At 69.1% G+C, this 25,359-nt stretch carries 15 protein-coding genes and 1 pseudogene; 6 read left to right on the top strand and 10 right to left on the bottom strand.

The genetic code is table 11. The features are described from left to right. Nucleotides 1-38 precede the first annotated feature (38 nt). Nucleotides 39-1,286: a helix-turn-helix domain-containing protein gene (locus tag ACFXOM_RS28750; RefSeq protein ID WP_385040149.1), complete on the bottom strand. Its 1,248-nt coding sequence runs from the start codon at nt 1,284-1,286 to the stop codon at nt 39-41. A gap of 44 nt (nt 1,287-1,330) precedes the next feature. On the opposite strand from ACFXOM_RS28750, the pseudogene ACFXOM_RS28745 reads away from it, so the two are divergent. Further along, a pseudogene (locus ACFXOM_RS28745) lies at nt 1,331-1,696 on the top strand (tyrosine-type recombinase/integrase); the annotation flags it as partial. Here the strand turns inward: ACFXOM_RS28745 and ACFXOM_RS28740 are convergent. The 4 genes from ACFXOM_RS28740 to ACFXOM_RS28725 all read right to left on the bottom strand — a co-directional run bounded on the left by ACFXOM_RS28740 (nt 1,656) and on the right by ACFXOM_RS28725 (nt 13,595). After that, a complete protein-coding gene (locus ACFXOM_RS28740; RefSeq protein WP_385040146.1) occupies nt 1,656-2,120 on the bottom strand; it encodes an IS5 family transposase in 465 nt (154 codons plus the stop codon). The pseudogene ACFXOM_RS28745 and the gene ACFXOM_RS28740 sit on opposite strands and share 41 nt — an antisense overlap. Nucleotides 2,121-2,275: 155 nt before the next feature. Beyond that, a complete protein-coding gene (locus tag ACFXOM_RS28735; RefSeq protein ID WP_385040143.1) occupies nt 2,276-2,758 on the bottom strand; it encodes an SMI1/KNR4 family protein in 483 nt (160 codons plus the stop codon). Between the two features lie 2 nt (nt 2,759-2,760). Continuing rightward, nucleotides 2,761-9,798 (bottom strand): RHS repeat-associated core domain-containing protein, encoded by a 7,038-nt coding sequence (locus tag ACFXOM_RS28730; protein WP_385040140.1) that lies wholly within the window; start codon nt 9,796-9,798, stop codon nt 2,761-2,763. A gap of 131 nt (nt 9,799-9,929) precedes the next feature. Then, the gene (locus tag ACFXOM_RS28725) at nt 9,930-13,595 is read right to left on the bottom strand and encodes a LamG domain-containing protein (protein ID WP_385040137.1); all 3,666 of its coding nucleotides are present in this window, start codon (nt 13,593-13,595) and stop codon (nt 9,930-9,932) included. Between the two features lie 683 nt (nt 13,596-14,278). Here ACFXOM_RS28725 and ACFXOM_RS28720 point away from each other — a divergent pair. Next, the gene (locus tag ACFXOM_RS28720; protein WP_385040134.1) at nt 14,279-15,469 is read left to right on the top strand and encodes a lipid-transfer protein; all 1,191 of its coding nucleotides are present in this window, start codon (nt 14,279-14,281) and stop codon (nt 15,467-15,469) included. Between the two features lie 207 nt (nt 15,470-15,676). On the opposite strand, the gene ACFXOM_RS28715 is transcribed toward ACFXOM_RS28720, so the two are convergent. Next, nucleotides 15,677-16,366 carry a 1,4-alpha-glucan branching protein gene (locus tag ACFXOM_RS28715; protein ID WP_384938474.1) on the bottom strand — a complete coding sequence of 230 codons (690 nt, stop codon included), beginning with the start codon at nt 16,364-16,366 and terminating at the stop codon, nt 15,677-15,679. Between the two features lie 165 nt (nt 16,367-16,531). Between ACFXOM_RS28715 and ACFXOM_RS28710 the strand changes: the two genes are divergently transcribed. Then, nucleotides 16,532-18,019 (top strand): MFS transporter, encoded by a 1,488-nt coding sequence (locus ACFXOM_RS28710; protein ID WP_385040132.1) that lies wholly within the window; start codon nt 16,532-16,534, stop codon nt 18,017-18,019. Between the two features lie 79 nt (nt 18,020-18,098). Here ACFXOM_RS28710 and ACFXOM_RS28705 read toward each other — a convergent pair whose 3' ends face one another. The 4 genes from ACFXOM_RS28705 to ACFXOM_RS28690 all read right to left on the bottom strand — a co-directional run bounded on the left by ACFXOM_RS28705 (nt 18,099) and on the right by ACFXOM_RS28690 (nt 21,764). Beyond that, on the bottom strand, nt 18,099-18,740 hold the full coding sequence (locus tag ACFXOM_RS28705) for a response regulator (RefSeq protein WP_384938478.1): 642 nt from the start codon (nt 18,738-18,740) through the stop codon (nt 18,099-18,101). A 196-nt stretch (nt 18,741-18,936) separates the two neighbouring features. Next, a complete protein-coding gene (locus ACFXOM_RS28700; protein WP_384947244.1) occupies nt 18,937-20,091 on the bottom strand; it encodes a sensor histidine kinase in 1,155 nt (384 codons plus the stop codon). A gap of 12 nt (nt 20,092-20,103) precedes the next feature. Next, entirely contained in the window at nt 20,104-20,823 is a 720-nt protein-coding gene (locus ACFXOM_RS28695) for an ABC transporter permease (protein WP_384947242.1), read from the bottom strand. Further along, entirely contained in the window at nt 20,820-21,764 is a 945-nt protein-coding gene (locus ACFXOM_RS28690; protein ID WP_385040129.1) for an ATP-binding cassette domain-containing protein, read from the bottom strand. Before ACFXOM_RS28690 ends, ACFXOM_RS28695 begins: the two co-directional genes overlap by 4 nt. Before the next feature lie 274 nt (nt 21,765-22,038). Here ACFXOM_RS28690 and ACFXOM_RS28685 point away from each other — a divergent pair, with 274 nt between their 5' ends. From ACFXOM_RS28685 to ACFXOM_RS28675, 3 genes are read left to right on the top strand one after another with little or no spacing between them, the layout of a single operon-like run. Next, nucleotides 22,039-22,893: a MaoC/PaaZ C-terminal domain-containing protein gene (locus ACFXOM_RS28685; RefSeq protein WP_384938486.1), complete on the top strand. Its 855-nt coding sequence runs from the start codon at nt 22,039-22,041 to the stop codon at nt 22,891-22,893. Between the two features lie 52 nt (nt 22,894-22,945). Further along, entirely contained in the window at nt 22,946-24,022 is a 1,077-nt protein-coding gene (locus ACFXOM_RS28680; RefSeq protein WP_384947236.1) for a Zn-dependent alcohol dehydrogenase, read from the top strand. Between the two features lie 37 nt (nt 24,023-24,059). Next, nucleotides 24,060-25,001 (top strand): 3-oxoacyl-ACP reductase, encoded by a 942-nt coding sequence (locus tag ACFXOM_RS28675; protein ID WP_384938490.1) that lies wholly within the window; start codon nt 24,060-24,062, stop codon nt 24,999-25,001. Nucleotides 25,002-25,359 lie beyond the last annotated feature (358 nt).

The raw sequence follows: 25,359 nt of genomic DNA, 5'->3' as shown, positions 1-25,359 counted from the left end.
GCCACTCGTGGTTCACGAACTGCCACGCTGCGTGTCAGTTACCCGGCAACGCCCAGGTAGTCGGCCATTTCGCGCATCTCCGTCGTGAGGGTCCGCTTGCGCTTGCCCAGGATCTCCTGCATGGTCTCGGCGGCCCCGCACTGGTGCCGCAGCCACTGCGGTGCGGCTTCCCTGGCCTGGGTCAACTCGTCCAGGGCGGCGGACAGGTCCCCGGTCCGGGTGTAGGCGCGCGCCACATCGAGGGTGAAGCGGTTGCCGTCGTTGGGGCTGGGCCTACCCAAGCGCTTCCACGCCTTGGGCGACAACTCCTCCTGCTCGCCTGCCTTGCGCACCACCGCGCGGGCGTCGCCGATGACCAGGGAGTCTTCGAGTGCCTTGACCGCGACGGTGACCGGCCCGAAGACGGACCAGTGACGGGAGACGTTGCGATGCGCCGTCCCGATGGCGGTTGCCGCGACCCGGGCAGCTTGACGGTACTCCTTCGCCTCGTCGGGACGGTTGTTCCTCGCGGCTGCGGCAGCGGCCTCCATCGCCAGGCCGCCCCATACCGCGTAGTGGTCCGGCTCGGCCCCGGTGATCTTCGGCTCCACCGCGTCCATGCTCTGAGTAGCGACCTGCTCTGCCTCGTCCAACCTGCCCTGGCGCACCAGCAGCCAGCACATGCAGCCGACGCCGGAACCCGCCGCAAGCATGTCCCCGGCTTGACGGGCGTCCATGATGGCGCCGCGCACGGCGGCATACGCGATGTCGTACTGCCGTACCTGGGTGAGGTAGGTGCCGGCCAGCCGCAGGGCCTCTGCGCGGGTCAACAGGGCCTGCCGGTGCTCGTCCCCGCTGTCGTAGTAGGCGACGGCTTGTGCGGCATCGCGCAGCAGGCCCGGCAGCTGAGCCGCGACGCTCTTGTAGCTGTCGGAGAAGTACAACACCCGTGCGTCTTGCAGCGTCCGCCGGAAGATGCGCAGGTTCGGTTCCTCGGCCACGGCCTCGGCGTCCTGGTCCACGAGCCCGACGGCTGGGGTGAGGGCGGCGCGGAGCTGGATCAGGTTGACCCGGTTCGGCTCCTCGGCCTGCCCGACGGGCTCCGGTGCATCCGAGGCCATCAGCGCGGCCGTGGTCACCCCCAGCGCGCGGGCAAGCGTGTGCAAGGTCTCCATGCGGATCGTGCCGCCCTGCTCGGTCTTGCGCACAGTGCCCGGCGATACGCCTGCGGCGTGGGCGAGTTCCTCCTGGCTCATCCCGGCCCGACGCCGGTACTTGCGGACGTTGTCAGCCAGCTCCGTGGTCATCAACTCACCACCTCCCATTCCACGGTACGCCCGGCCGGCACATCAAACTGGCTCTCCGCACCGGACTCCGCAAAGGCGAACTCCTCGTCCTCCGATGGGTAGACCTCGACCTCGACGCGGGTACCGCCGCCATCCGCCGCACCCTTCAGCGCACCAGCGCGGGCGGGCTCACCACGCTGCCCACCAAGACGCGGGCCTCCGACCGCCGCATCGCCCTCCCCACCCACTGCGTCCAGTTGCTGAAGCTCCACCACGAGCAGCAGAAGCGCGAGCGTGAGGCCGCGGGCACCACATGGCAGCACGGCGGGCACGTGTTCACCACCACGCAGGGCAGAGCGATCGACCCAACCAACCTCACCCGCGCCTTCATCACGCTCCTCCGCAAGGCCGGCCTCCGCGGGTGTCGGTGACGATGAACCGCTTGTGGCCCTTGACCTTCTTGCCCGCGCCGAAGCCCCTGGTTGCGGCCGGAACGGTGTCGGCGGTGCGGATGGACTGGAAGTCGACCAGCCCTGCGGTCGGTTCGACATTCCTGCCGTCGGCCGTCCGGACCTTGCCGCGCAGGGCATCGTGGATGCGCTCGACGGTGCCGTCGTCGTGCCACCAGGTGAAGTACCAGTAGACGGTGGGCCAGGGCGAAAAGTCCTTCGGCAGCTGACGCCAGGCGCATCCGGTTCGGACCACGTAGAAGATCGCATCCACGATCCGTCGCCGCGGGTGCTTCTCCCGCCGCCCGCCCTTCGGGCCCACCCTCGCCGGTGGCAGCAACGGCTCCACCAGCGCCCACTGGTCGTCAGTCAGGTCCGACGGATACCCACCCTCAGAACCACTCACGCAGGGCTCAACGACCTCTCCCGCCCCAGGACACGGCAGATCTCAAACACGGTCTCAGCGGCAGCGTTGCCTTCAAACGAAACAAAGGTCCCCTCCACACCACTGCGCGGAGGGGACCTTGCTCTGTCCTCAAGAACACCGGAAAGGGCGTGACCCTAAATCGGTGGACTGCAGGGAACCAGTCCAGACAAGAACTCCTCGAATGATCCCGCTACTTTACGAGGAACACGGTCCTCGTCGATGTAGGCGACAGAAGGCTCACCAGCTGGTCCGGACTCGGAATAGTCGAGCATTACTGCATCATGCCCGCCTGAGGGCATATCGCAGATGACTACGCCGATTTCCGGATAACCCCATTCGGCAATCAGGTCAGCACTCCCCAGGCCAGAGGAGGAATCAATCCCCCACTTCCCGCCAATTCCGAGAAGTGCGCGAATCTCGAAATGGTCGACAGCCCAGGACGTAGCGAACTTCGTAGGAAAACGGCGTCGCTTCAATACTCCGCCGTTTTTTTCCGATAGCGCCGCGACATAGCTTGACGGAAGTTGCAGACCCAGAGCCTGCTCGGCCCGACTAATCATGTCAACGCTCAGTGGTGGACCCGTATAGAAGTCCCCATCTTCAAATAGTTCATTCATCGCTACCTCCCTCCGGAGAATCCACCCGTGTGGGCCGTCCGTTTATGGGCCTCTGTCTCAATCAGCTGCATGAGACCAGGTTCTTGATGATGGTGCCAGGTATAGCCATCTGGCGTCTCACTGAGTCCTGCCGCCCGGTTAGATCTCGCGAAATCTGTTCCGCGACTACCGGAGAGCTCGATCCGAACATCAGGCACATCTGGATGGCGCCATGCAGAGAAGTCAGGGAAGCCGTTTTCATCGAATGGAACATTCGTCTTGGGGTGAACATCTCCCGCCAGCTTCCCATTACGCACCTTCGGTATTCCGCCATCGGCACATTCACAGGCCGCCGGGTGCCCTGTAACTGCACCGCCGCAATTGTGAACGAGGACCGGCGTGGCCCCCGCCACCACATAGTACGCGTGGATGTCCTCGATCGTGAGGTCGTGGGTTCGCTGGCGTTTGGTGTAGTGGCTCAGAGCGGTGATCTGGACGTGGGTTCCGGAACTGGTGCGCAACCATTGCCCGGGCTGGAGGTCTCCCGCCTCAACCCATTCCTTCATGTCGAGGACCCAGAAGGGGTGCGTATCAGTAGCTACGATGCTCGAGAGTCCACCGCTAGTAGATATTGTGATTTCGGTGAAGTCTTTGTCGTCTTCCGTCGTGATCGTTGAGACGACCTTTTTCTCGACGGTTTCTTCCGTTTCCGTGTCGGTGGTGGTGACCAAATCGCCGACTTTGACTTCTTCAATCGACTTCTCTGTGCCATCTGCGAGGAGGACGCCGGTTCCAGGCAGGAAACTGTGACACATTCCGAGGATCTTGCCTACCCTGGCGGAGTTGGCTATGGCAGCGCCAGCACCTCCCGCGGCCGCGCCCCATACGGCCCCCTCGACTTCATCGGCGAGAATTCCGGTGAGGCTGTGATCGGCGTCCGGCGTGAGTGCGTTACGAACAGCTGCTCCGGCGGCTCCTGCAACTGCTCCGCATCCAGCGGCGGCGGCGAACCCTATGCCTCCGGTCGCCAGTCCGGCGGCAGTTGCGGCGCTCATGCACAGCCCGCCTGCGACGATTTCCGTTGCGACTTGAGCAATGGTTCCCTTGTTTTCAGAGATCCAGTCTGTTGTTTTGTTCCAGGCCTTTCCCCAGCCGCATTTGGAGAAGAACCCGCAGTCCGGCTCCGCTGTCTCGCCGCCACCACTTGAGGTGCCGCCCGAGTGGCCTCTGCCGCCTCCTCCACCCCCATTGCTGACGCTGCAACTTCCGCGGTGGCACGTGGGTCCTGCGGAGTTGCTCGGGTCGACGGGGCCTTCGGTGATTATTTTTCCGGAACCGTCGCCCTTGGGTGTGCCGATACCGCACAGGTCGGCGGGGCACATGCCCGTGGGGTCAGAGAGCGTGACGGGAGTGTTGTTGGCGTAGCTGTAGCCGTTGAGCGATTGGTGCTGGTCGGGTGAGAGGAGGGGGTCGGTGCTGATGAACTGGCCTGTGGACGGGTCGTATTCGCGCGCGCCGATGTGGGTGAGTCCGGTGGTGGTGTCGGCTGGTTTGCCGAGGAAGGCCTTGTCGTCGGGCCAGGACGTCGGGTTGGCACCGCGGGGTGCGCCGAAGGGCGTGGTGTGGCGCTTGGTGATGGCGAGGGTGGTGGCGTCGATCGCCAGGCTGGAGGTGCCGTGGTGGTCACCGGCGAGGAGTGTCAGCTGGGTTTCGGTGTTGCCCTTGGTGCCGGTGCGCAGGGCTATGGTCTGGCCGGCTGCCGTGTAGTAGCGGGTACCGCTGAGGGTCTTGGCCGAGCCCTTGGTGGTGAGGCGGACCTCGTTGCCGCCGAGGTAGAGGATGGTGTCGCCGTCGGCGGTGGTGTTGCGGCGGATGAGGAGTTCGCCGTCGGCGTCGTAGAGGTACCCGGTGCCGAGAGCCGGCTTGGAGCCTGCGGCCGGTTCTGTAGCGGCGGCGATCTTGCCTTCGGTGTTCCAGCTCAGAGTTTGCTGGGCTTGGGTGCCGGGGCGGTTCTTGGTGTTGCCCGTCTCGTCATATGCGTAGGTCGCCGCCTTCGCGCCGGTCGTCGAGACGAGCGTGTGAGGCTGGGAAGCTCCGTAGGTGTAGCTGGTGGTCTTGTCGCCCGTGGCGGTGTGCTCGGTTTCGGTGCTTCGCTGGCCCGAGGTCTTGTAGGTGTAGCTGGTCCAGTAGGGGGCGGCGCCGTCGAGGTTGGCCGTGGTGCGGTTGGAGGCGGCGCAGTCGGCGGTCTTGGGGGTCCAGGCTTCGGTGAGGCGGCGGTGGCCGTCGTAGGTGAAGCACTGGTAGTCGGCCTTCGTGGTGCCGCCTTGGGTGGTGGCGTCGAAGATCGAGGTGACGTTGCCGGCCTTGTCCTGGGTGAACTTCAGTTCCTGCGGCATGTAGCCGTGGACGGTGTCGGTGACGTAGGAGCGGGTGAGCCGCCGGGTGCCCTGTTCGTAGTCGAAGCTGAGGTACGCCTTGGCGCCGGCGCTCCTCGTGCTGAGGGTGAGCTGACGAACGTCTCCGGTCTCGGAGTATTGGGCTGCCTGGAGGTACTGGCTGGTGCCCTGTGCGGTGATCTGCTGACCGGTGGCGTTGTAGGTGTTGGAGACGATCTCCGACGGCAGGCCCGCGACGGCGGGGTTGGACGCCTGCCTGACGGTGCCGTCGAGGTTGTAGGCGGTGGAGAAGGACAGGGTCTGGGGGACGCCTGCGGTGACGAGGGGGTCGCCGGCGGGGAGGGTCAGCTGGCTTCCGGTGACCTGGTAGAGCGGGTCGTAGCTGGTGACCTTCTTGGTGTAGGCCTTGCTGCTGGTCTGACCGACGCCGTTCTCGTAGCGGACTGAGGTGTCCGGCTGGCCCTTTTTCAGGATGTCGAAGGTCCACGCGGCGAGCTTGGTGGCATCGGTCTTGGTGCCGCTCCACAGGCCGGTCTTTCGTCCGAGGACGTCGTACTCGAAGAGGAGCTTGTTGCCGGGGCGGGAGTCGCTGGAGCTGATGACCTGGTTGAGGTCGTTGTACTGCGTGGTGGACGTGCCCTTGTCCGGGTCCGTGACACTGACCTGGCGGCCGAACAGGTCGTAGCCGTAGCTCCACGTGGCCTTGTCGGGGCCTTCGATGGTGGCCTGCTGGCCGGCCGGGGTGTAGGTGTAGTTGGTGGTGGTGTAGTCACCGTCCGGCTGGGGGCTGGCGTATTCGCGGCGCTGTGTGGTCTGGCCGAGAGCGTTGGTGACAACGGCACTGGCTTGCCCGCCGGCGGGCGCGGTGGTGGTGACGGTGTCGCCGCTGTAGGTGGTGTTGATCGTCCACAGGGAGACGTTCTTGGTCTTGGTTTCCGCCTTGATGGCACGGCCTGCGCCGTCGTAGGTGGTGTCGACCTGCATCGGGGCTTGGCCGCCGTCGGTGGCGACAAGCCCGCCTGCCGGGGTGCTCTTTTCATCCCAGATGTCGGACAGGGCTGAGGTGGCGAAGCCGCGTGCGTCGTAGAGGGTTTCTGCGATCAGCCGTCCGCCGATGGGCGAGGGTGCCTGGGTCTGGCGGGGCCGGAGCAGTGCGTCGTAGATCTCGTACGTGGTGTTGTAGCCGCTTGCGTCGCCCTTGAGTACGGCTGTGGAGACCCAGGAGGGAGCTGCGGCGGTGACGCTGTAGGCGTAGACGTAGTTGGGCGTCCTGTTCAGGACCTTCAAGCGGTTGGGCAGCCAGAGTTTGGTGATGCGGCCGAGGCTGTCGTACTCGCTCTCGGTGATCTGGCCGTTGGGGTCGGTGGCCTTAAGGGTGGCTCCGGTGGCGAAGTCCACGAGTGTGGTCGTGGTGTGGCTCTTGGCGTTCTCAACCGTGTTGCTGGTGAGCGGGCCGGCGGCCGTGGGCGCGTAGGTCGTCTTCGCGGTCAGGGTGTCGTGGGCGTCCTTGACCTCCAGTGGACGGCCGAGGAGGTCGTAGGTCGTGGTGGACACCTTCTGCCAGACGGGCTGGTCGTTTGCCCCGTAGCCGGAGGCGCGGCCGGTCCAGCGTGCTTCGCCCTTGGTGGGGGTCTGAGTGCTGGTCCAGTCCGCGGCGGTGTCGTAGGTCGTCGCCGTGTCGGAGGTGACGTCGCCAGGGGTGCCGGATCCACCGGGCAGGTTCAACTCGGGGTCGCCGACGGCGCACGGCCTGGCAACGCTGCGGCTTCGGGAGACGAGGCTGTTGATGCCGAGGCTGTCGTTGCGGGCGTACCAGGTGCGGGTGCATGTCTCGTCGCCGGTGACGGCGTCGTCGCCCTTGTCCTCGACGGTCTCGGCCATGCCGTAGGCGTCGTAGGTGGTAGCCGTCGAGCGGGTTCGGTCGACGGGGGTTCCGCTGGAGGTGATGTTGGTGCGGGTGTGGGTCGCACCGGTTCGGACGTAGTAGGCCTCGGTGTCGGCGTAGGACTTGTGCTGGGTGGCGGTGCGCTTGGACCACGGGTCGTTGACGGTGCCGCCGACTTCCTGTGCGCCGTTGTAGGTGACGGTCTCGCGGGTGAACCCGGCGTACTGTTCGGCGTCGGTGATGGGCGGGGCCTTGATACCGGTCAGTGAGACCGTCTTGCGTGCGTCCTTGTCAGGGGTCTTGCCGTCGCTGCCCAGGACACGGTCGCCGTTCATGCCCTGCATGTAGACGGTGGCGGTCTTGGACTGGGTGGTGCCGGTCCGGCCGGTGAGGTGGGTGACCTTCCTGAAGCCGCGCCAGAGGGACCAGGTGCGTTCCTTCTCCTTGACCAGCGGGTCTTCGTTGTAGTGCCAGGCTGCACCCTCGTAGGTGTAGGCGTGTTCGACGGCCTCGGATCCGCCATTGGGGTCGGTGGTGGAGACCGTCCAGACGGGGTACTTGTGGAACCAGTCGAGGATCGGTTCCTTCTCCCCGTTCGGGGACCAGTACACGGGGTAGCAGCGGCGGGTGTTGGTGTCGACCTTGGGCATGGTCTGCCCGGCCAGGCAGTCCGCCGCCATGTAGGTGACGATGGTTTCCGCGCCGGTCTCCGAGGTGATGGTGCGCAGACGCGGTCTCTCGAGGGAGAGGATGTCGTCGGTGGCGCCGTCGACGCGGTTGGGGCGGAACTCGTGGCCGAACGTGACCGGGTCCAGGGTGAGGTCGGTGCCGCGCTTGCCGGTGTGGCGGATCTCGGAGAGCCACAGGGACTGGTCGGTGGCGTCCCCGGTGTCGCCCGGGTCGAGGTAGGTCTGCTTGAGGGCCCAGGCGTCCACCGACTCGTACGCCGGGGTCGTGGCGGCCGCGTTCCACGCCTGGGTGGCGATGCCGGTCATGCGCTTGCGGGTGTAGAAGGAGGGACCGATGTTGCCGGTGCACTTCTGGTCCGCCTTGCATTCGGCGTCGAAGGGCACGTCCGGCCAGTTGTCGCGGGTTGCGTCGGTCAGGGACCCGCAGTCGCCGGTGATGCAGCGCTCCGCGTAGCCGAAGACGACCTTGTTCGAGGCGGCGGGCGAGCCTGAGAACAGAGCGCCGGCGCGTTGGCCGTAGCGGATCTCGTTCAGGTAGCCGCCGCGGGTGTAGGCGGTTCCGGTGTTGTCGTCGCCGAGCAAGTCGTAGTGGTTGGTCTCGGCGGTGTACCAGTAGGACATGGCGTTGCCGTGGGTGTCCTCGACGTAGTCGAGGTTCCACCGCCATGCCTGCTGCTTGTGCCGTCCGGAGAAGCCGGAGCCGTCGGCGTAGCCGGGCTCACCCGGGTCGTCGCCGAAGACGGGGACGGTCCATACCGAGTTGGTGCGCTCTGATGCGCTGGCTCCGTTGAGCTTGTTGAGGCCGAAGACGTACTTGGTGCCTTCGCCGGTGGTGACGGTCCAGTGCTCGCCGTTGTCGTCGCCGTTCTCCGCGCCGGTGGCCACCGTGACGGTGGAGGCGTCGTCGTTCTTCAGCCGCCACTTGCCGGTCGTGTCGTCCTTGACGAGTTCGGTGGCCTTGCCGTTGAGGACGAGGGAGGCGTTGTCGTACTTCCAGCACAGGTCGAACTTGTCGGCCTGCCCGTCGTCGTCACAGGTGCCGTACCTGCGCTCGACATAGGACGAGGTGATGTCGAAGCCTTCGCCGATCACCGTGCTCTGGTTGTTCGTCGAGGCGGTGCGGCCGTCCACACTGCCCGAGTCGTACGCGATGGACAGGTCTGGTCTGGGGCCGGCTGCTGACGGGGGCACGCGCAGCGGGTAGGACCAGGTGAACGTGCCCGATGAGCCGCCTGCCTCCCACGTGGAAGAGGCCGACAGGGGGGTGGCCTTGTAGTCGCCGCTGCCCGACTTGGTGCCCGCGGCAACGGCAAGGACCATCGTCTGACCGGCAGAAGGCGCAGCAGTCAGGGACCTCGCCGCCCTGCTCGGCGCCGTACCAAAAGCCAGTTCGGTGTTGAGGGTCTGCTTCCTGCGGTGGTTGACGGACTCGACCTCGGTGCGGGTGCGGCACTTGACCGTAGCGGGAGAGGTCAGTGCGCAGGCGGGCAGGCGCTGCACCTGCAGTCGGCCGGCCCAGTCACCGCCGTAGGCGGAGGCGAACGGGCCGTAGTCGATGCCGAGGTCAGCTGACCCACCCTTTGCGGGTCCGGTCACGGCGAGGACCACGCCCTTGACGCCCAGGGCTGCCGCCCGTTTCTGGTCCAGGACGTTGACCGTCACCGAGTCAGCGGTCGCGATTGGCTTCTTTCCCTTGGCCGGCTTCGGTCCTGCGACGGTGACGGGAAGGGACCCCGGCGCGGCCTTCGCCGTTCCTGTGGTGGGGATCTTCAGTTTCGCCGTACCGGCCTTGGGCCACGCGACCGTCCTGTTCTGGTCGGTCCTGGCCCGCGAGGCATCTGCCCGTCCCGCAGCTGCGGCCTTGGCAATGACCGCTGCGGCCTCCTTGTTCACCTTCGCGGTGAACGGGGACACCTCGACCGACTGCGGCTTCGTGAGATCCGGCCTGCCCAGCGGATCGACATCGGCCGCGAAAGCCGCCGGGGTGAGGAGCCCGGGTATCAACGAGAACGTGGCGATGGTGCTCAGTGAGCGTACGGGCCATGGTCTGCGGCGGCCGCGGTTGCCGGCCACCGGTCGAAACCGGTTCATGAGTTCTTCCGCCTTCGCTGAGGCCGCCCGACTGACGGCGCACGGTGGTGTGCCCGCGGTCTGGACCGCGGGGAAGCGCAGTGAGAGGGCCGGGTGCAGCAGAGTGCCTGCCGCACCCGGCGGTGCTGGGGCTATTCGGCGCCTGGAGTGCCCAGGACCTTCTCGGCGACCTGGTCCGGGGTCATGGCACCGGCCCAGATGCGCATCTCTGCAAGTGCGCCCGGCAGGTAGTGACCGTTCCCGCCGCCGGAGGGTCCACGGCCTGCGGCAAGCTCGCCCGTTCCCTGTTGGGCGACGCTGAAGGAGGGGTCGTTTTCGGGTAGTTGGTCGGTGGCACTGACGAACAGGTGAGTCCTGCCGTAGCCGGTGCCCGTGTCTTCCGTGGCGTTGAACACTCCGGTGACCTGGACCCAGGTGTCCGTCTCAGCCGGAGCTTCCGAGGGGACCGAGCCGGCGGCAATGACCTTTCCGGTGGTGTCCGTGGCGGTACGTCCGAAGCGCCACAGGTAGACGTCGTCGGCAACCTTCTCCGCCCACAGGGCCCATGACGACTCCTTGCCGTCCGGAGTGGACTGGCCGAAGATCTGAGCCTTCGCTCCCACGGGCATGGCCTTGAGCTTTGCGCTGTCCAGTTTGACGTCGGCGGTCACCGTGAACGATCCGGTCTCGTCAAGGACCGGTCCCGCGGTGGAAGCGAAGCCCGAGGTGCCGTCGAGCCGAAGCTCACCTTGCGCCGGGTCTGCTACGGCACCGGTGGCGGAGAGGCTCATGTCCGAGGCGTAGGGGGTCGGGTCAGGGATCTTGCCGTCGGCTGCTGCTGCGGCGTCCCAGAAGGCGACCAGCTCCGTCGCGGGTATTCCGTCGGCGGACTGAAGCTGGTTCTCCAGGCGTACTTCGTCAGCGCTGAGCTGCCGCTGCCATACGGCGAGCTCGTCGATGCTGCCCAGGAAGTACTCGCCTGCCTTCGAACCGCCCACCGTCATACCGGCCGAGGAGGTCCACGGTGTGTAGGCAGGGTTGGCCGTCGCCAGAGTGATCGGTGTTCCCTGCGGACGGCCGTTCACGAAGAGCTGGATGGTGTCGTTGCCCTTGTCGAGGTCGTTCTTGGTGTCGAAGACACCGGTCAGATGCGTCCACACGTTCAGTGGTGGGTTGGGGGCGTCTGCAGCGGCGCTGACATAGGCAGGAGTGGCCGCGTCGGCGACGGCCCTGTTGAAGACCCACTTCTTCGCCGAGGCGGAGTAGAACAGGTTGAACGCGGCGGACTTGTCCGTTCCCGGGGCCGAGGCCACGACCCTGGTCTTGGCCCCGTCCTTCAGAAGCACCCAGGCGGAAACGGTGAACGAGTCCTTGGTGTTGACGGAAGGAGCGGCGGTGGAAGCGTATCCGGTCTGCTTGGCCGGATCCGTGACGTCCTCGTTCAAGCGCAGCGAGAAGTCGCCCGTGCCGCGGCGCCCCCGCTCCGACCAGGTCGCAGCGGTGCCGGCCTGCTGATGCAGGGTGAGCTCGTGGCGTACAGATCCTTCCGTGGCCGTGTCGGCTGACTTCGCGCCGGTGCCCTCACCGAATTGCCAACGCCCCACGGCAGTGTTTCCCGGCTCGACCTTGAAGTGGAATTCCGCAGGGGTTCCCGTGCGGTCCCGGACGTCGATGGCCTCCACGATCAGCACCTGCTCACCGAAGGTGCTGGGTACCACGCTGATGGTCAGGCTGCCGTCGGTTGCGCTGTCCGTACGGTGCGCATCGTTGGCTGACTCGGTCAGAAGCCGCCACCGGTAAGCCTGGATGTCCTTGTCCGCGGCATTCGGCTTGACCGTGAAGGAGCCTGCGATGCCGGGGCCGCCGTTGCCGGGACACTCGTTGGCCGTGCAAGCGGTGTAGGGGCCGTTGGACGTGATCTGCGGTTCCTGGGGTGCCGTCGAGTCGATCTTGAAGTAACACCACCGCTTGTATCCGGACGAGATCGCCGTCGTTACACCCTCATACGTCCAGAACGTCTGCACCAGGGACCTGACCCGGTACAGCGCCCCGTCCACCCCTCCGGCCAAGCGCTGTCTGGCGAACGTGTCGTCCACGATGTAGCCGGTCGACGGCACATTGAACTGCACGGCCGCAGTGTCGGTCCACGCTCCGCCTGGCAGTTTGCGTTCGACCCAGAAGTGGACCCGTAGCGAACCACGCTCGTCATCGTTTGCCGGCTGCACCGCGGTTTGGGCCCGCGCCTGCAGCATCGGGTCCAAGCGCGTCGCGACAACGGGTGTGGCGTCCGAAGTAGAACAGCCCTGGACACTACCGTTGCCGGGAATGACCCCGTCATCCGTCACGGCACCTGGCCTGATGACGTAGACGACCTTCAGCTCGGCGTTCTCCTTGAACCGCTTCCACGCGTCCGGGTCGTTCTCGTTCTTGGCGCGGAGCATCAGCGTGAGGCGGGAGAAGTTGCCGTCCGCGAACGAACGGACGGTCTTGGTGAGGTTCTCGTCCGGCTCGCTCGGGTTGTCGTTGAACTCGATCCAGGAGTCGGGCTGTTGCGGTGAGCAGAGGTCACCGCGCCCCGCTGAAACGCTCCGGTCGCCCATCAGGTCCAGTTGGGTTGGCCCCGGCCACGTGGTGGAGCTCGAGATGTTGTTCGTGCGCCACAGGTCGACATCATGCGCCGAGCAGGAGAACGACCAGGTCTCATAGGCGCGGAAGGTGGCGTCGATGACGTACTTCCCCGCCAACTTCGTCGGCGCGAACTCGAAGTACATGCGGTTGGTGTAGTCGGTACCGCAGTACCAGGGGCCGAGACGGCTGCAGTTGCCGACACCGTAGTCGCCGGAGAAGTTCCAGAACGTGTCCCCGTCGGAGGAGAGCACCGTCCTCTCCGACACTCCCAGACCCATCGACGGGTCGATGTAGACGGGGTAGACGGTGTTCTCTCCCCGCAGGACCTGCGGGTCCGGCTTCACGGCGACTTCACCGTCGGCGACCTGGACGGGCAGCACCGCGCTGACATCGCCCTTGTCCGGCGCGTCCGTCTCCGGAGCGTCACTCTCGGCAGGCTCTCCCGCGCTCGCGGCCGGTGTGCGCATCAGCTGGGACTGCAGTCCCGCATCGGCGCCTCCGGCCGAGTCCCACATGAGACCGGCCGGCCCCTTGAAGACGGTGTTGCCGTCACCGTCGAATGCCCGCAGGCCGCCACCGGCGCCCTGAGCGATCGTCAACCCTGCGCTGGACGTGGTGAGTTTGACCTGGTCCAGGGCCGGATTCGCCGCAGCCTCGGCCGTCTTGACGACCAGCACCTCGCGGTAGCCCTCGGCCGTGGCGGTCAGCTTCAGGTCGACGCCCTTGAAGACCTCCGGATACGTGGCCGAGGGTCCTTCGAGTACGGGCTCGGGCAGTCGATCCGGCCATCCCAGGCTGACTGAACCTTTCGGCGCGCCCAGGCGGATCAGGTCCTCGCCGCTGCCGCCACCGGAGAACGACAGGTCCACCACGGCGGCCTTCGGGCCGACCGTACCGTTCGCCCGGCGCTCCAGAGTGGTGTCCACCGCGCGCCAACTGCCGTCCTCGCCCTTGACTCGCTGCGGCGTCGTGGACTGGGTCAGCGTGAACGTTCCGTCAGGGTTGGCCTCGGTCCTCGTGTATTCGGAGCGCTCCGAGACCACTTCGACGGGCTCGCCCTCCTGGGCAGCCAAGGCCGACGCATCCTGTGCCGACAGCTCCGCTGCCGTCGGTACGGACGCGGCCTCCTGCGCCGAGGCCGGCCAAGCCCACGGTTGCAGCACAGAGCCCATGACCGCCGCGATGGTCAACGCGGCTGTTCTACGGCGCGCACGACGCCGTCCCCCACCCCTCACAACCCCCCCTGGGACTTACGCGATCTTTACAGTCGGGCCAAATATGAACTCCCGTTGTGGAGCGAGTCAAGTGATTACGTCACGTAACAACGAACACATGCTCTATTTATGTGCAAGGGTGTTGGTTGGCTCCCTTGCTGCGGCCGCAGCGGGTGGATCGGCCCCGTGTGGCCGATGATCCGTGCAGGATCCGCCGTCGCCAGAAGGGGCGGGTCCCTTGTGGTGCCTTCGGGTCCGAGCGTCTGACCTTCCGTCAGATTGAAACGTGTTCTAGTCTGCCCGTATGGGGAACGGAAGCGCCGGAACCGCCCTGGGACGCGCCGAGTCGGCCGACACGGTGCGCCGCCGGCTGGCATGCTCCGTCCCGCTCGAAGCCGTGCGACAGACCCTCGACACCCCTCGACCGGCACCGGAGGCGCAGCGCGGCCCGGCTACGGGGACGGGCGCCCGCGACGTGGGGCGGCTCGGGCTGCACCTCCCGAGCGGCATGGCTGCTGCGGGCCGACGCCCTCGCCGCCGAGGCGCACGCCCCTCGGCCACGAGACTCCCATCCACGAGCTTCCCGGCCCACGAGCTTCCCGGCCCACGAGCTTCCCGGCCCACGAGCTTCCCGGCCCACGAGACTGAAGGAGCCCCCGATGAAGAGCTACATCGTCGGCGTCGGCATGACGAAGTTCGAGAAGCCCGAGTCACGCGACTGGCAGTACTGGGACATGGCCGAGGAGGCGGGAACGGCGGCGCTCGCCGACGCCGGCATCCGCTACGAGGACGTCGAACAGGTCCCCGTCGGCCACTGCTTCCAGGCATCCACCGCGGGCCAGCGCGCGGCGTACGCGCTCGGCCTCACCGGCGTCCCCGTCTACAACGTCAACAACAACTGTGCGACCGGGGCGACCGCGCTGATGCTGGCACGGCAGTTCGTCGAGGGCGGGGTCAGCGACTGTGTCCTCGCGCTGGGCTTCGAGAAGATGAAGAAGGGCGCGCTCGGCGGCGGAGCGGACGGGGGCGACTTCGCGGCATCACCCGTTGCCCGGCACTACGGCATCATGGCGGCGGCCCACGGCTTCGCCGCGACCCCGCCGACCGCCCAGATCTTCGGCAACGCGGCCCGGGAGCACATGGATCGGTACGGTACGACCCAGCGGCAGCTCGCGGCCGTCGCCGCGAAGAACCACCGCCACTCGGCGGACAACCCCAACGCCCAGTTCCAGGACGTCTACGACGTCGACGAGGTCCTCGCCGCCAAGCAGGTCCACTCGCCGCTCACCCGGCTCCAGTGCTCGCCCACCTCGGACGGGGCCGCCGCGGCCGTCGTCGTGTCCGAACGGTTCGTCGTCCGGCACGGTCTGCACGGCAAGGCGGTCGAGATCGTGGGCCAGGCCATGGCCACCGACACCGCCGAGTCCTTCAGCTCCGGTTCGTGCATCGACGTCGTCGGCAGGCCCATGTCGCGGGCGGCAGCCCTACGGGCGTACGAGGAGTCCGGGGTCGGCATCGAGGACGTCGATGTCATCGAGCTGCACGACTGCTTCTCCGTCAACGAACTGCTGACGTACGAGGCGCTCGGTATGTGCGTGGAGGGCGAGTCGGGCAAGCTCGTCGAGTCGGGTGCGACGACGCACGGTGGGCGATGGGTGGTCAACCCGTCCGGCGGACTGATCTCCAAGGGGCACCCCCTGGGGGCGACCGGGCTCGCCCAGGCCGCCGAACTGACCTGGCAGCTGCGGGGCGAGGCGGGTGACCGGCAGGTCCCGGGAGCGAGTACCGCGCTCGCCCACAACATCGGACTGGGGGGTGCGGCGGTCGTCACGGTGCTGCGCCGGGCCTAGACGGCGTCCGCGGGCGCGACCGGCCTTCCGGACCCCTCCCGGGGTGGAGCCGCCCCGGGAGGGGGCGCGGGGTGCGGGTGTCTTCGGCGGGCGGACCGGGGAGCCCCGGTCCCCCGCCCCACGCGAGGAAGCCGGGGAGCCCCGGTCTCCCGCCCCACGCGGGGAAGGAAGTGCGGTGCCCGGAGTCCCGTGGCCGCTCCGCTCCGGTCAGGTGCGCGTAGCGGCGTGCAGGACGGCGAACAGCCCGCGGGCGCGGGACCCGTCCGCCAGGTGCCAGGTGCCGGCGACATGGCCGACGGCCTCCCGAGGAAGGAGGGGGCGGCCGTCGGCAGCGGGGCGCAGGACTCGGTGCAGACGGAGCACCGTGTCGTGCGGTGCCGCCAGCTCGGTGGCCTCCCGGCCGTCGACGGGCGTGGTGGTGACGACCGCGGAGAGGTCTCCCGCACCGGTCCCGGAGAGGTCTCCCGCACCGGTGTAGGCGCGGGTGACCTCCCGGTCGGGGGCGTCGCTGGTGTTCTGGTCCTGCGCCTGGGCCCGCCCCTCGACCAGGGCCAGCAACTGGGTGACCAGTACGGGGTCGTGGCAGCCGTCGTAGGCCCAGCGCCGGCCCAGCACCCCGTGCTCCATGGTGCCGACCAGGGCGCCCTCCGCCCCGTCGAGCGGGGCACCGCGATACGTGAGGGGCACCAGGTAGTCGGTCGGCTCGGGGCCGGAGGCGTCGGTGACCACCATGAATTCGATCCCGACCTCGCCCTGCGGGTCGTCCAGCCGGAACCCGCCCGCCTTGGTCAGCGCGGGCCCGTCTGCCGCACCGCCGTACCACGGGCGGGTGGGGAGCCAGGTGGTGAGCAGCTCCAGCTTGGTCGGTGTGACGGTGGTGTGGTGGATGACGGCCATACCGGTGCTTCTCCCTCTGTCGTGCGCCGAGTTGGACGCGGGCCTGACCACCCTCCCACCCCGCTGTGGGCGCGGGCGTCCCGGGCCCCGCGTTGTCGCGGCACTCGGGCTGCCCTCCGTCTCCCGGGCAAATCCCGATGTACGTACCGTCAGGTCCCTGAGAGCATGACGGTCATGACCAACGCCCCGTCGGACACACGGCACGCCACTGGTTCCTCCCGGGCTTCCGGGGCGGCGCGGATGTGGGCGGTCGTCCTCGCCTCCTGCGCGGGGCAGTTCCTCGTCGTCCTCGACGTGTCCGTCGTCAACACGGCGCTGCCCTCCATGCGGGCCGATCTGGGGCTGACCGCGGTGGGCCTGCAGTGGGTGGTCAACGCCTATTCCATCGCCTTCGCCGGGTTCATGCTGCTCGGTGGGCGGGCCGGTGACCTGTTCGGGCGGAAGCGGACGTTCCTGGTGGGGCTCGGGCTCTTCACGGCCGCGTCGCTCGCGGGCGGACTCGCCCAGGACGGGGCGCTGCTGCTCGCGGCACGTGCCGGACAGGGGCTGGGGGCAGCCGTACTCTCCCCGTCCACGCTGGCGCTGCTCACCTCGGCGGTGCCGGAAGGGCCCGCTCGGGCACGGGCCATCGCCACCTGGACGGCCGTCGGTGCGGGGGGCGGCGCGGCGGGCGGGCTCGTCGGAGGAGTGCTCACCGACGTGCTGTCCTGGCGCTGGACGCTGTTGGTCAACGTGCCGACCGGCGTGCTCGTCCTGCTCCTCGGGGCGTGGCGGCTGGTGGAGAGCCGTGCCCCGGGCGGGGGCCGCGCGCACGCGGGCACTTCCCCCGCCGACGCCCCCGGGGGAGCACAGCGACTCGACGTGCCGGGTGCGGTGCTGGTCACGGCCGGTCTCGCAACGCTCGCGTACGGCATCGTGCAGACGGAGCAGGCCGGCTGGACCGCCCCAGCGACCCTCGTGCCGTTGGGCGCCGGACTCGTGCTGCTCGCGGCCTTCGTCGCCGTCGAGGCACGGACCCGGGTGCCGCTGATGCCGCTGAAGCTCTTCCGGGTGCGTTCGGTGTCCGGTGCGAACGCGGCGATGTTCTGCAACGGCGCGGCCATGTTCTGCATGTGGTACTTCATGACGCTCTACGCCCAGAACGTCCTCGGGTACGGTCCGATGGCGGCCGGGCTGGCGCTGATGCCCAGCTCGGGCGCCGTGGTCCTCGGCTCCAAGCTCGCGCCGCGACTGATGCGCACCCTCGGCGCGCGCAACGTCGCCGTGCTCGGTGCCCTGGTGGCCGTGCTCGGCTTCGGGTGGCAAACGACGATGGACGCGCACGGAGCGTACGTCACGGCCATCATGGTGCCCGGCATCCTGATGATGACCGGCGCCGGTCTCGCGGCGACGCCCCTCGCCTCGCTCGCCACCGCCGGCGCCGCACCGGGCGACGCGGGTCTCGTCTCCGGTCTGGTCAACACCTCGCGGACGATGGGCGGTGCGCTCGGGCTCGCCGTGCTGTCGACGGTCGCGGCGGCGCGGACGGGCGGGGCCACGGACCCGGAGGCGCTGACGGCCGGATACGCCCTGGCATTCGCGACCGGCACCTGGATCGTGCTGGGCGGGATCGTGCTGATGCTGCTCTGGCTCCCGGCGGACCGCCGCCGTTGAGGGGCCGCCCCTGGCGGCGGGAGGGCCAGGGCACCTGAGCGGCGTCGCCCCTATCCGGTCGGCAGCGGCCCGGCAGGTGTCAGAGCCAGCCCTGCTGCCGGGCGGCTCGGACCGCCTCCATCCGGTTGCGGGTGCCGGTCTTGCCGATCGCCGCCGACAGGTAGTTCCGCACCGTCGACTCCGACAGGTGGACCGTGGCGGCGATGTCGGCGACGGTCGCGCCGTCCACGGCCGCGTTGAGCACGTCCCGTTCACGCGGGGTCAGCGGGCTCGGACCCGCGCTGAGCGCCGCCTTCGCGAGTGCCGGATCGATGACGGTCTCCCCGCGCAGCACCGCGCGGACGGCCTCTGCCAGTTCCTCCACCGGACCGTCCTTCACCAGGAACCCTGCGGCGCCGGCCTCCATGGCCCGTCGCAAGTACCCGGGCCGGCCGAACGTGGTCAGGATCAGCACCCGGCAGTCGGGGACCTCCTGCCGCAGTTCGGCTGCGGCGTCCAGTCCGCTCTTCCCGGGCAACTCGATGTCCAGCAGCGCCACGTCGGGCCGGGCGGTGAGCGCCTGGTGCACGATCTCGTCACCCCTCGACACCTGGGCGACCACCTCGATGTCCTGCTCCATGCCGAGGAGCAGCGCGAGGGCGCCGCGCATCATGCCCTGGTCCTCGGCGAGGAGGACCCTCACGCACTTCGCAGGCCGCTCGTCCCGGGGCCATTCGTCCATTGCTCAAGGATATGGCGCCGACTGGGCTGGAGCGCGCCCGCGGACCCCCTCCGACCTGCTTCTCCGTGGCCCTGCGGGGTGCCGTCCCGAGGCCGGCCCGCCGTGGTGCGGAGCCCCGGGCCCCGCCGAGCCGGTAGACCCTGCGTGTCGGGACGTCCTCGTGCCGCCCCTGCCCCCGGAGCTCCGGCTGAGCCTCCTACGGAGCCGCAGCGGCCGTCTCCGGTGTGCCCGCCGGGAGTTCCGCCGCGAGCCGGAATCCACCCCGCGGCGCAGGGCCTGCCCGGAGCGAGCCGCCCGCCGCGGTGACGCGCTCGGTCAGTCCCTTGAGCCCGCTGCCGGGCGGGGCGGATCCCTCCCCCCGGCCGTCGTCCGTGACCACGAGCCGGACGTGCTCGGCGTTCCCCGTGACGTCGATCTCGCACCGCGAGGCGCCCGAGTGGCGCACGGCGTTGGTGACGGACTCCCGCACCACCCAGCTCAGCAGTGCCTCGGTCTGCGGCTCCAGCGGCGGCCCCGACCGGCGGACGACGGGATCGATCCCCGCTGCGGTCAGGAGCGAGCGGGCCCCGTCCAACTCCGTGGCCAGACTTCCCTCGCGGTAGCCGGTGACCGCCTCGCGGATCTCGGTCAGCGCCTGGCGGCCCACCGACTCGATGTCGGCGACCTGGCCCAGTGCCGCGTCCAGGTCGCGTGGGGCGAGCCGGCGTGCGGCCTCGGACTTCACCACGATCACCGAGAGGGTGTGGCCGAGCAGGTCGTGCAGATCGCGGGAGAACCGCAACCGCTCCTTCTCCACCGCCGTGCGGGCCAGCTCCTGCCGGGTGGCGCGCAGTTCCCGCACCGTCTCCGACAGCCGCAGGATCGCCGCCGTCACCATGCCGGAGAGGAAGGTCCCGTACGCGATGTTCACGGCGCTCCAGCCGTCCCGCCACGCGGCGACCAGTCCGGCGGCGGCACTGAGGCCGAAGATCACCGGGGCGAGCCGGCGGCCCCGCAGGACCGCCCCCGCCGCGAGGCCGAGCAGGGGGAAGAACAGCAGCCACGCCCCGCCGTAGCCCGCGGCCAGGCCGAAGGTGACGGCGCCCAGGGTGACCAGTGCCCAGGAGGTGGCGGGCGCCTCCCGTTTCTCCTTGTCGAAGGCGCGGAAGGCGAGCGTCACGTAGAGCGTGTTGAAGACGAGGAGGCCGATGCTGCCGATCCAGGGGTTGGGCGTCTCGCCCTGGACCAGGTCGGAGAGGGCGCCCATGCCCATCAGCAGCCAGGGCAGCAGGGTGAAGCCGCTGGGCTTCGGACCCGCCTCCTCGTGTTCCCGTTCGCCGTCGCACCTCATCCGGCCGTTCGTCCGGCGCATGGCCTGCTCCCGTCACACCGTCGTCGCCGCACGACGGTACGAGGCGACCGCGTACGCCCCGAAGAGCAGGGCCCAGACCGCCAGCACGATCACGGCGAGGATGCCGGGGGCGTGTCCGTCGGACACCGCGACGCCCAGCTCGGCGAAGCGGTTGGTGGGGGTGTACGCGGAGACGGCGCGCAGCCAGTCGGGGAACAGCGCGACGGGGAACCACAGCCCGCCGACGACCGCGAGTCCCAGGTTGCACGCGACGTTGACGACGCCCGTCGCCTGGGCGGTGAGACGGTAGCCGTTGCCGATGCCGAGCAGGGTGAAGGGCAGGGCGCCCAGCCACAGCGTCACGGCGACCGCCGCCCACTGCCAGGCTTCCATGCGGACACCGTTGACCAGGCCGCCCGCCGCGAGCACCGCGGCGATGGACGGCAGGACGATCACGGAGCCGGTGAGCGCCCGTCCTGCGACCACCTGGCGCGGGCTCATCGGCGTGATCCGCAACTGCCGCAACCAGCCGATCGACTTGTCCTCCGCGACGCCGTTCCCGACGGACAGGGCCGAACCGAGAGCGCCGTAAGCGGCCATGCCGACCATGGAAGCCGTCTTCCACCGGCTGTCGTTCGTGCCCAGGTTGGTGAAGAGCAGGTACATGAGCACCGGCATGCCGATGCCGAAGACCACGAATCCGGTGTCGCGCAGCGTGCGCCGCACTTCCAGCTTCACATAGTCGATGATCATCGGGCGCTCTCCAGTTCTCCGTGAGCGGCGGCGGCGGCGGCGGGGTCGGCTCCGGTCAGGGCGAGGAAGGCGTCGTCGAGCGACACGGGGGCGACTTCGAGGTTCCTGATCGCTCCCAGCTCCGCGAGGGCGACGACCGTGGCGTCGGAGTCGTCCGAGCGGAGCCGGGCGCGGTCACCGCGTACGTCGACGGAGACGACGCCGGGGAGCAGCGCCAGGCCTTCGGCGGAACCGCCCGCCAAGTCGACGGAGACGAGGGACCCGCCGACGCGGCGCTTGAGCTCGTCACCGGTGCCGTCCGCAACGATCCGGCCGTGGTCGATGACGACGATCCGGTCGGCGCTGTCGTCGGCCTCCTCCAGGTAGTGGGTGGAGAACAGCACGGTGTTCCCGCGGCTGGCGTAGGAGCGCATCGAGGCCCAGAAGACCTGGCGCGCCTCCACGTCCAGGGCGGCGGTCGGTTCGTCGAGGACGATCAGTTCGGGGGATCCGGCGAGCGCCACGGCGAACCGGACGCGCTGGGCCTGGCCGCCGGAGAGGCGGTCGACGCGGCGGTCGGCGACGGTGGCGAGACCCGCCAGCTCCAGCGCTTCGACCACGGGCATCGGGTTCGGGTAGGTACGCGCGACGAACGTCACCAGTTCGCGGACGGTGACGCGGGGGACCTGGCGGCCCTCTTGGAGCATCGCCCCTACCCGTCCGGCGCGGACGGCCTTCGCGGGGGTGTCACCGAAGAGCCGCACGGTGCCGTCGTCCGGCTCGTTCAGGCCGAGCAGCAGGCTGATGGTGGTGGACTTTCCCGCGCCGTTGCGGCCGAGCAGTGCCACGGTCTCGCCGCGTCGGATGTCGAGGTCGATGCCCGCCACTGCCCGGACCGCACCGAAGGCCTTGGTGGCCCCGGTGAAGTGGACCGCGGACGCGGGCTCCGGTGTCGTCTTCATACCCCTGACGCTACAAAAGCGCGGAGCCGCGGGGGCAGATCCTCGTGTACGGAAGCGGCAGTGACAAATGTCCTGGGGAGTCGCTCCCGACACCGCTTTCTGACGCCATGTCAGGAGTCTTCACAAGGAGGGGGGTGTGCGTTATACATAGCCCACCGGCTAGAACGCGTTCTAGAAAGGGCGTGAGGAGCGGCCGGTCCCGCACGGCCTCGGTGCGGCTGACGGTGCGGACGGTCGTGCCGAGGTCTTCCACTCCCCAAGGAGCAGCATCCACATGCCCATCGATGCCGCCCGGGCGATCGCGGCCGAACCGCGCAGCGCGGAGATCACCTGGGACCACAAGGACATCCAGCTCTACCACCTCGGCCTCGGCGCCGGAACCCCCGCCACCGACCCCGACGAACTGCGCTACACCCTGGAGTCCCGGCTCCGCGTCCTGCCGAGCTTCGCCACCGTGGCGGGCGCGGGCATGGGCGTCGTCGGCGGCCTCTCCGCGCCCGGCATCGACATCGACCTGTCCGCCGTGCTGCACGGCGGACAAACGATCACCCTCCACCGGCCCATCCCGGTCCGCGGCCGCGCCACCAGTACCTCGCGGGTCGCCGCCGTGTACGACAAGGGCAAGGCCGCGATCCTCGTGCTGCGCTCCGAGGCCGCCGACGACGACGGGCCGCTGTGGACCAGCGACGCCCAGATCTTCGTCCGCGGTGAGGGCGGCTTCGGCGGCGAGCGGGGACCCTCCGCACGCGTGGAGCAGCCGGAGCGCGAGCCCGACAAGGTGGTCGAACGCGCCATCCGTGAGGACCAGGCACTGCTCTACCGGCTCTCGGGGGACTGGAACCCGCTCCACGCCGATCCCGAGTTCGCCGAGCTCGCGGGCTTCGACCGGCCGATCCTGCACGGGCTGTGCACGTACGGGATGACGCTCAAGGCCGTCGTCGACACGCTGCTCGGCGGGGACGTCTCCAGGGTCCGCTCCTACGCCACGCGCTTCGCCGGCGTCGTCTTCCCCGGCGAGACCCTCCGCATCCGGATGTGGGCGGGGGAGAACCGTGTGCAGGCGTCGGTGACGGCCGTCGAGCGGGACGACGCCCCCGTCCTGGCGGACACCCTCGTCGACCACACCTGAACCGTTGCTGACCTCCTGACAGCTGATGACCTCCTGAGGGGAGCCCGCACCCATGCGCGCAGCCGTACTGCACGAGATCGGCCAGGACAAGCTCGACGTACTCGACGACGTCGAGCCGGTGGGCTTCGGCCCGGGCAAGGTCAGGATCCGGGTCAGGGCGACCGGACTGTGCCACTCGGACCTCTCCGCGATGAGCGGGGTGCTGCCGCAGCCGGCGCCGTTCGTCCCCGGCCACGAGGGGGCCGGTGAGGTCCTCGCGGTGGGCGAGGGCGTCACCGCGGTCGCGCCGGGCGACCGCGTGCTGATCTGCTGGCTCCCCGCGTGCGGGACGTGCCCGGCCTGCCGCCGCGGCCAGGGGCAGCTCTGCCTCGCGGGCTTCATGAACGCCGGCACACCCAACTTCAGGCGTGCCGGCGGGGAACTCTTCGGCTTCGCCGGCACGGGGACCTTCGCGGAGGAGGTCGTGGTCGACGCGGGCTGCGCGGTGCCCATCCCGGACGACGTCCCGTACGAGATCGCCGCGCTCATCGGCTGCGGGGTGACGACGGGCCTGGGCGCCGCCATCAACACCGCGCGGGTGGAGGCCGGTTCCTCGGTGGCCGTCATCGGATGCGGTGGCGTGGGCATCGCCGCCGTCCAGGGCGCCCGCGTGCAGGGTGCGGCCCAGATCGTCGCCGTCGATCCGGTGGCGTCCCGGCGCGAGGCGGCGCTGTCCTTCGGAGCGACCGAGGCGGTGGCTCCCGACGCGCTCGCCGACGCCAGGCAGCGGATCACCGCGGGCGAGGGCTTCGACTACGTCTTCGAGGTGGTCGGCAAGTCGGTCACGGCACGGACGGCGTACGAGACGACGCGGCGCGGCGGCACGTTGTGCATCGTCGGGGCCGGCGCGACGGACGACTTCCTGCAGCTCAACATGTTCGAGTTGTTCTTCGACGAGAAGCGGATCCTGCCGTCGATGTACGGCGGCGGGGACGTGCTCCGCTCCTACGAACGGACCATCGCCCTCTGGCGGGCCGGCCGCATCGATCTGGAATCACTGATCACGCACCGCGTGGGTCTCTCCGAGATCAACGAGGCGCTGACCCAGATGCGCACGGGCGAGGCCCTGCGCACCTGCATCGAGATCTGAACCCGCGTACCGCCACCGAGATCTGAGAGGACGGTCCATGTCACTCCCCCTTGCGGGTCTGTCCGCCATCGTCACCGGTGCGGGCCGCGGCCTCGGGCGCGCGGAGGCGCTGGAGCTCGCCCGGCTGGGCGCGAGCGTCGTCGTCAACGACTACGGTCAGCCGGGCCGGGACGGCTCGGGCGAGGCGTCCGCGCTACCCGCGGAACAGGTCGTCGAGGAGATCCGGGCGGCGGGCGGCCGGGCGGTCGCACACCTGGGTGACGTCTCGGACTTCGACACGGCCCGCGACCTCGTCGAACTGGCCGTCCACACGTACGGAAAGCTGGACGTCCTGGTCAACAACGCCGGGATCCTGCGCGACCGGATGGTCTTCTCCATGAGCGAGGACGAGTGGGACGCGGTCATTCGCGTCCACCTCAAGGGCCACTTCAACACGACCCGCTTCGCGGCCGCCCACTGGCGGGAACGGTCCAAGGCCGCCGGCGCGCCCGTCTACGGACGCATCGTCAACACCTCTTCCGAGGCGTTCCTGGCGGGCTCGGCGGGACAGCCCAACTACGCGGCTGCGAAAGGTGGCGTCGTCGGCCTCACCACGTCCACGGCACTGGCGCTCGCCAAGTACGGCGTCACGGCGAACGCGATCTGCCCGCGGGCCAGGACGCGGATGACCGAAGACGTCTTCGCCGGCTTCGCCGAACCCACCGACGGGGGGCTCGATCCGCTGGCCCCGGAGCACGTCTCGCCCCTCGTCGGCTATCTGGCCTCGCCGGCGGCGGCCCGCGTCAACGGACAGCTCCTGGTCGTCCACGGAGGCATGGTCGCGGTGATCGAGCGGCCGAGGGTCGCGGCGACGTTCGATGCGGCCAAGGGGGTCTTCTCGTACGAGGAGTTGGACGAACTCCTGTCGTCCCACTACGGGGCGCGTCCTCCGAACGAGACGTTCGCGGCGGCCGAGGTCCTGGGCCTCAAGAGGTCCTAGAGGGGAACGGGGCCCGGCAGCTGTGGCGGGCCCCGTCACCCGGCGCTACCGCGCACGCCGAAGGGCCGCCACGCCCTGGAACCCGAGGAGCGCGGCGGCCCTTGAGCCGCGTGCGCACATGTGCGCCGGCCGGTGCTCGGCCGGCTATGCGTCGTCGCCGGCAGGGCGACGGTGGCGGCCGTGAGCCGGAGCGGCCGATTCCTCCGCCGGCGCCGCACCACCCCGGTGCTTTCCGGGGCCGCCGGCTTCGGCCTGGTTCGCGACCGCCCCCTGCGGTCGCGCCTGGGTCGTGTCGGTTCGGGCTTCAGGCATGTGGGAAGTTCACCCCGTCGTTATCGCTGATGTCATGTTGCCAGGG

This window comes from Streptomyces sp. NPDC059169 (assembly GCF_042755225.1).
Classification (GTDB): domain Bacteria; phylum Actinomycetota; class Actinomycetes; order Streptomycetales; family Streptomycetaceae; genus Streptomyces.
The sequence above is the reverse complement of the archived record's forward strand: the minus strand, read 5'-3'. Positions and strand labels throughout refer to the sequence as shown.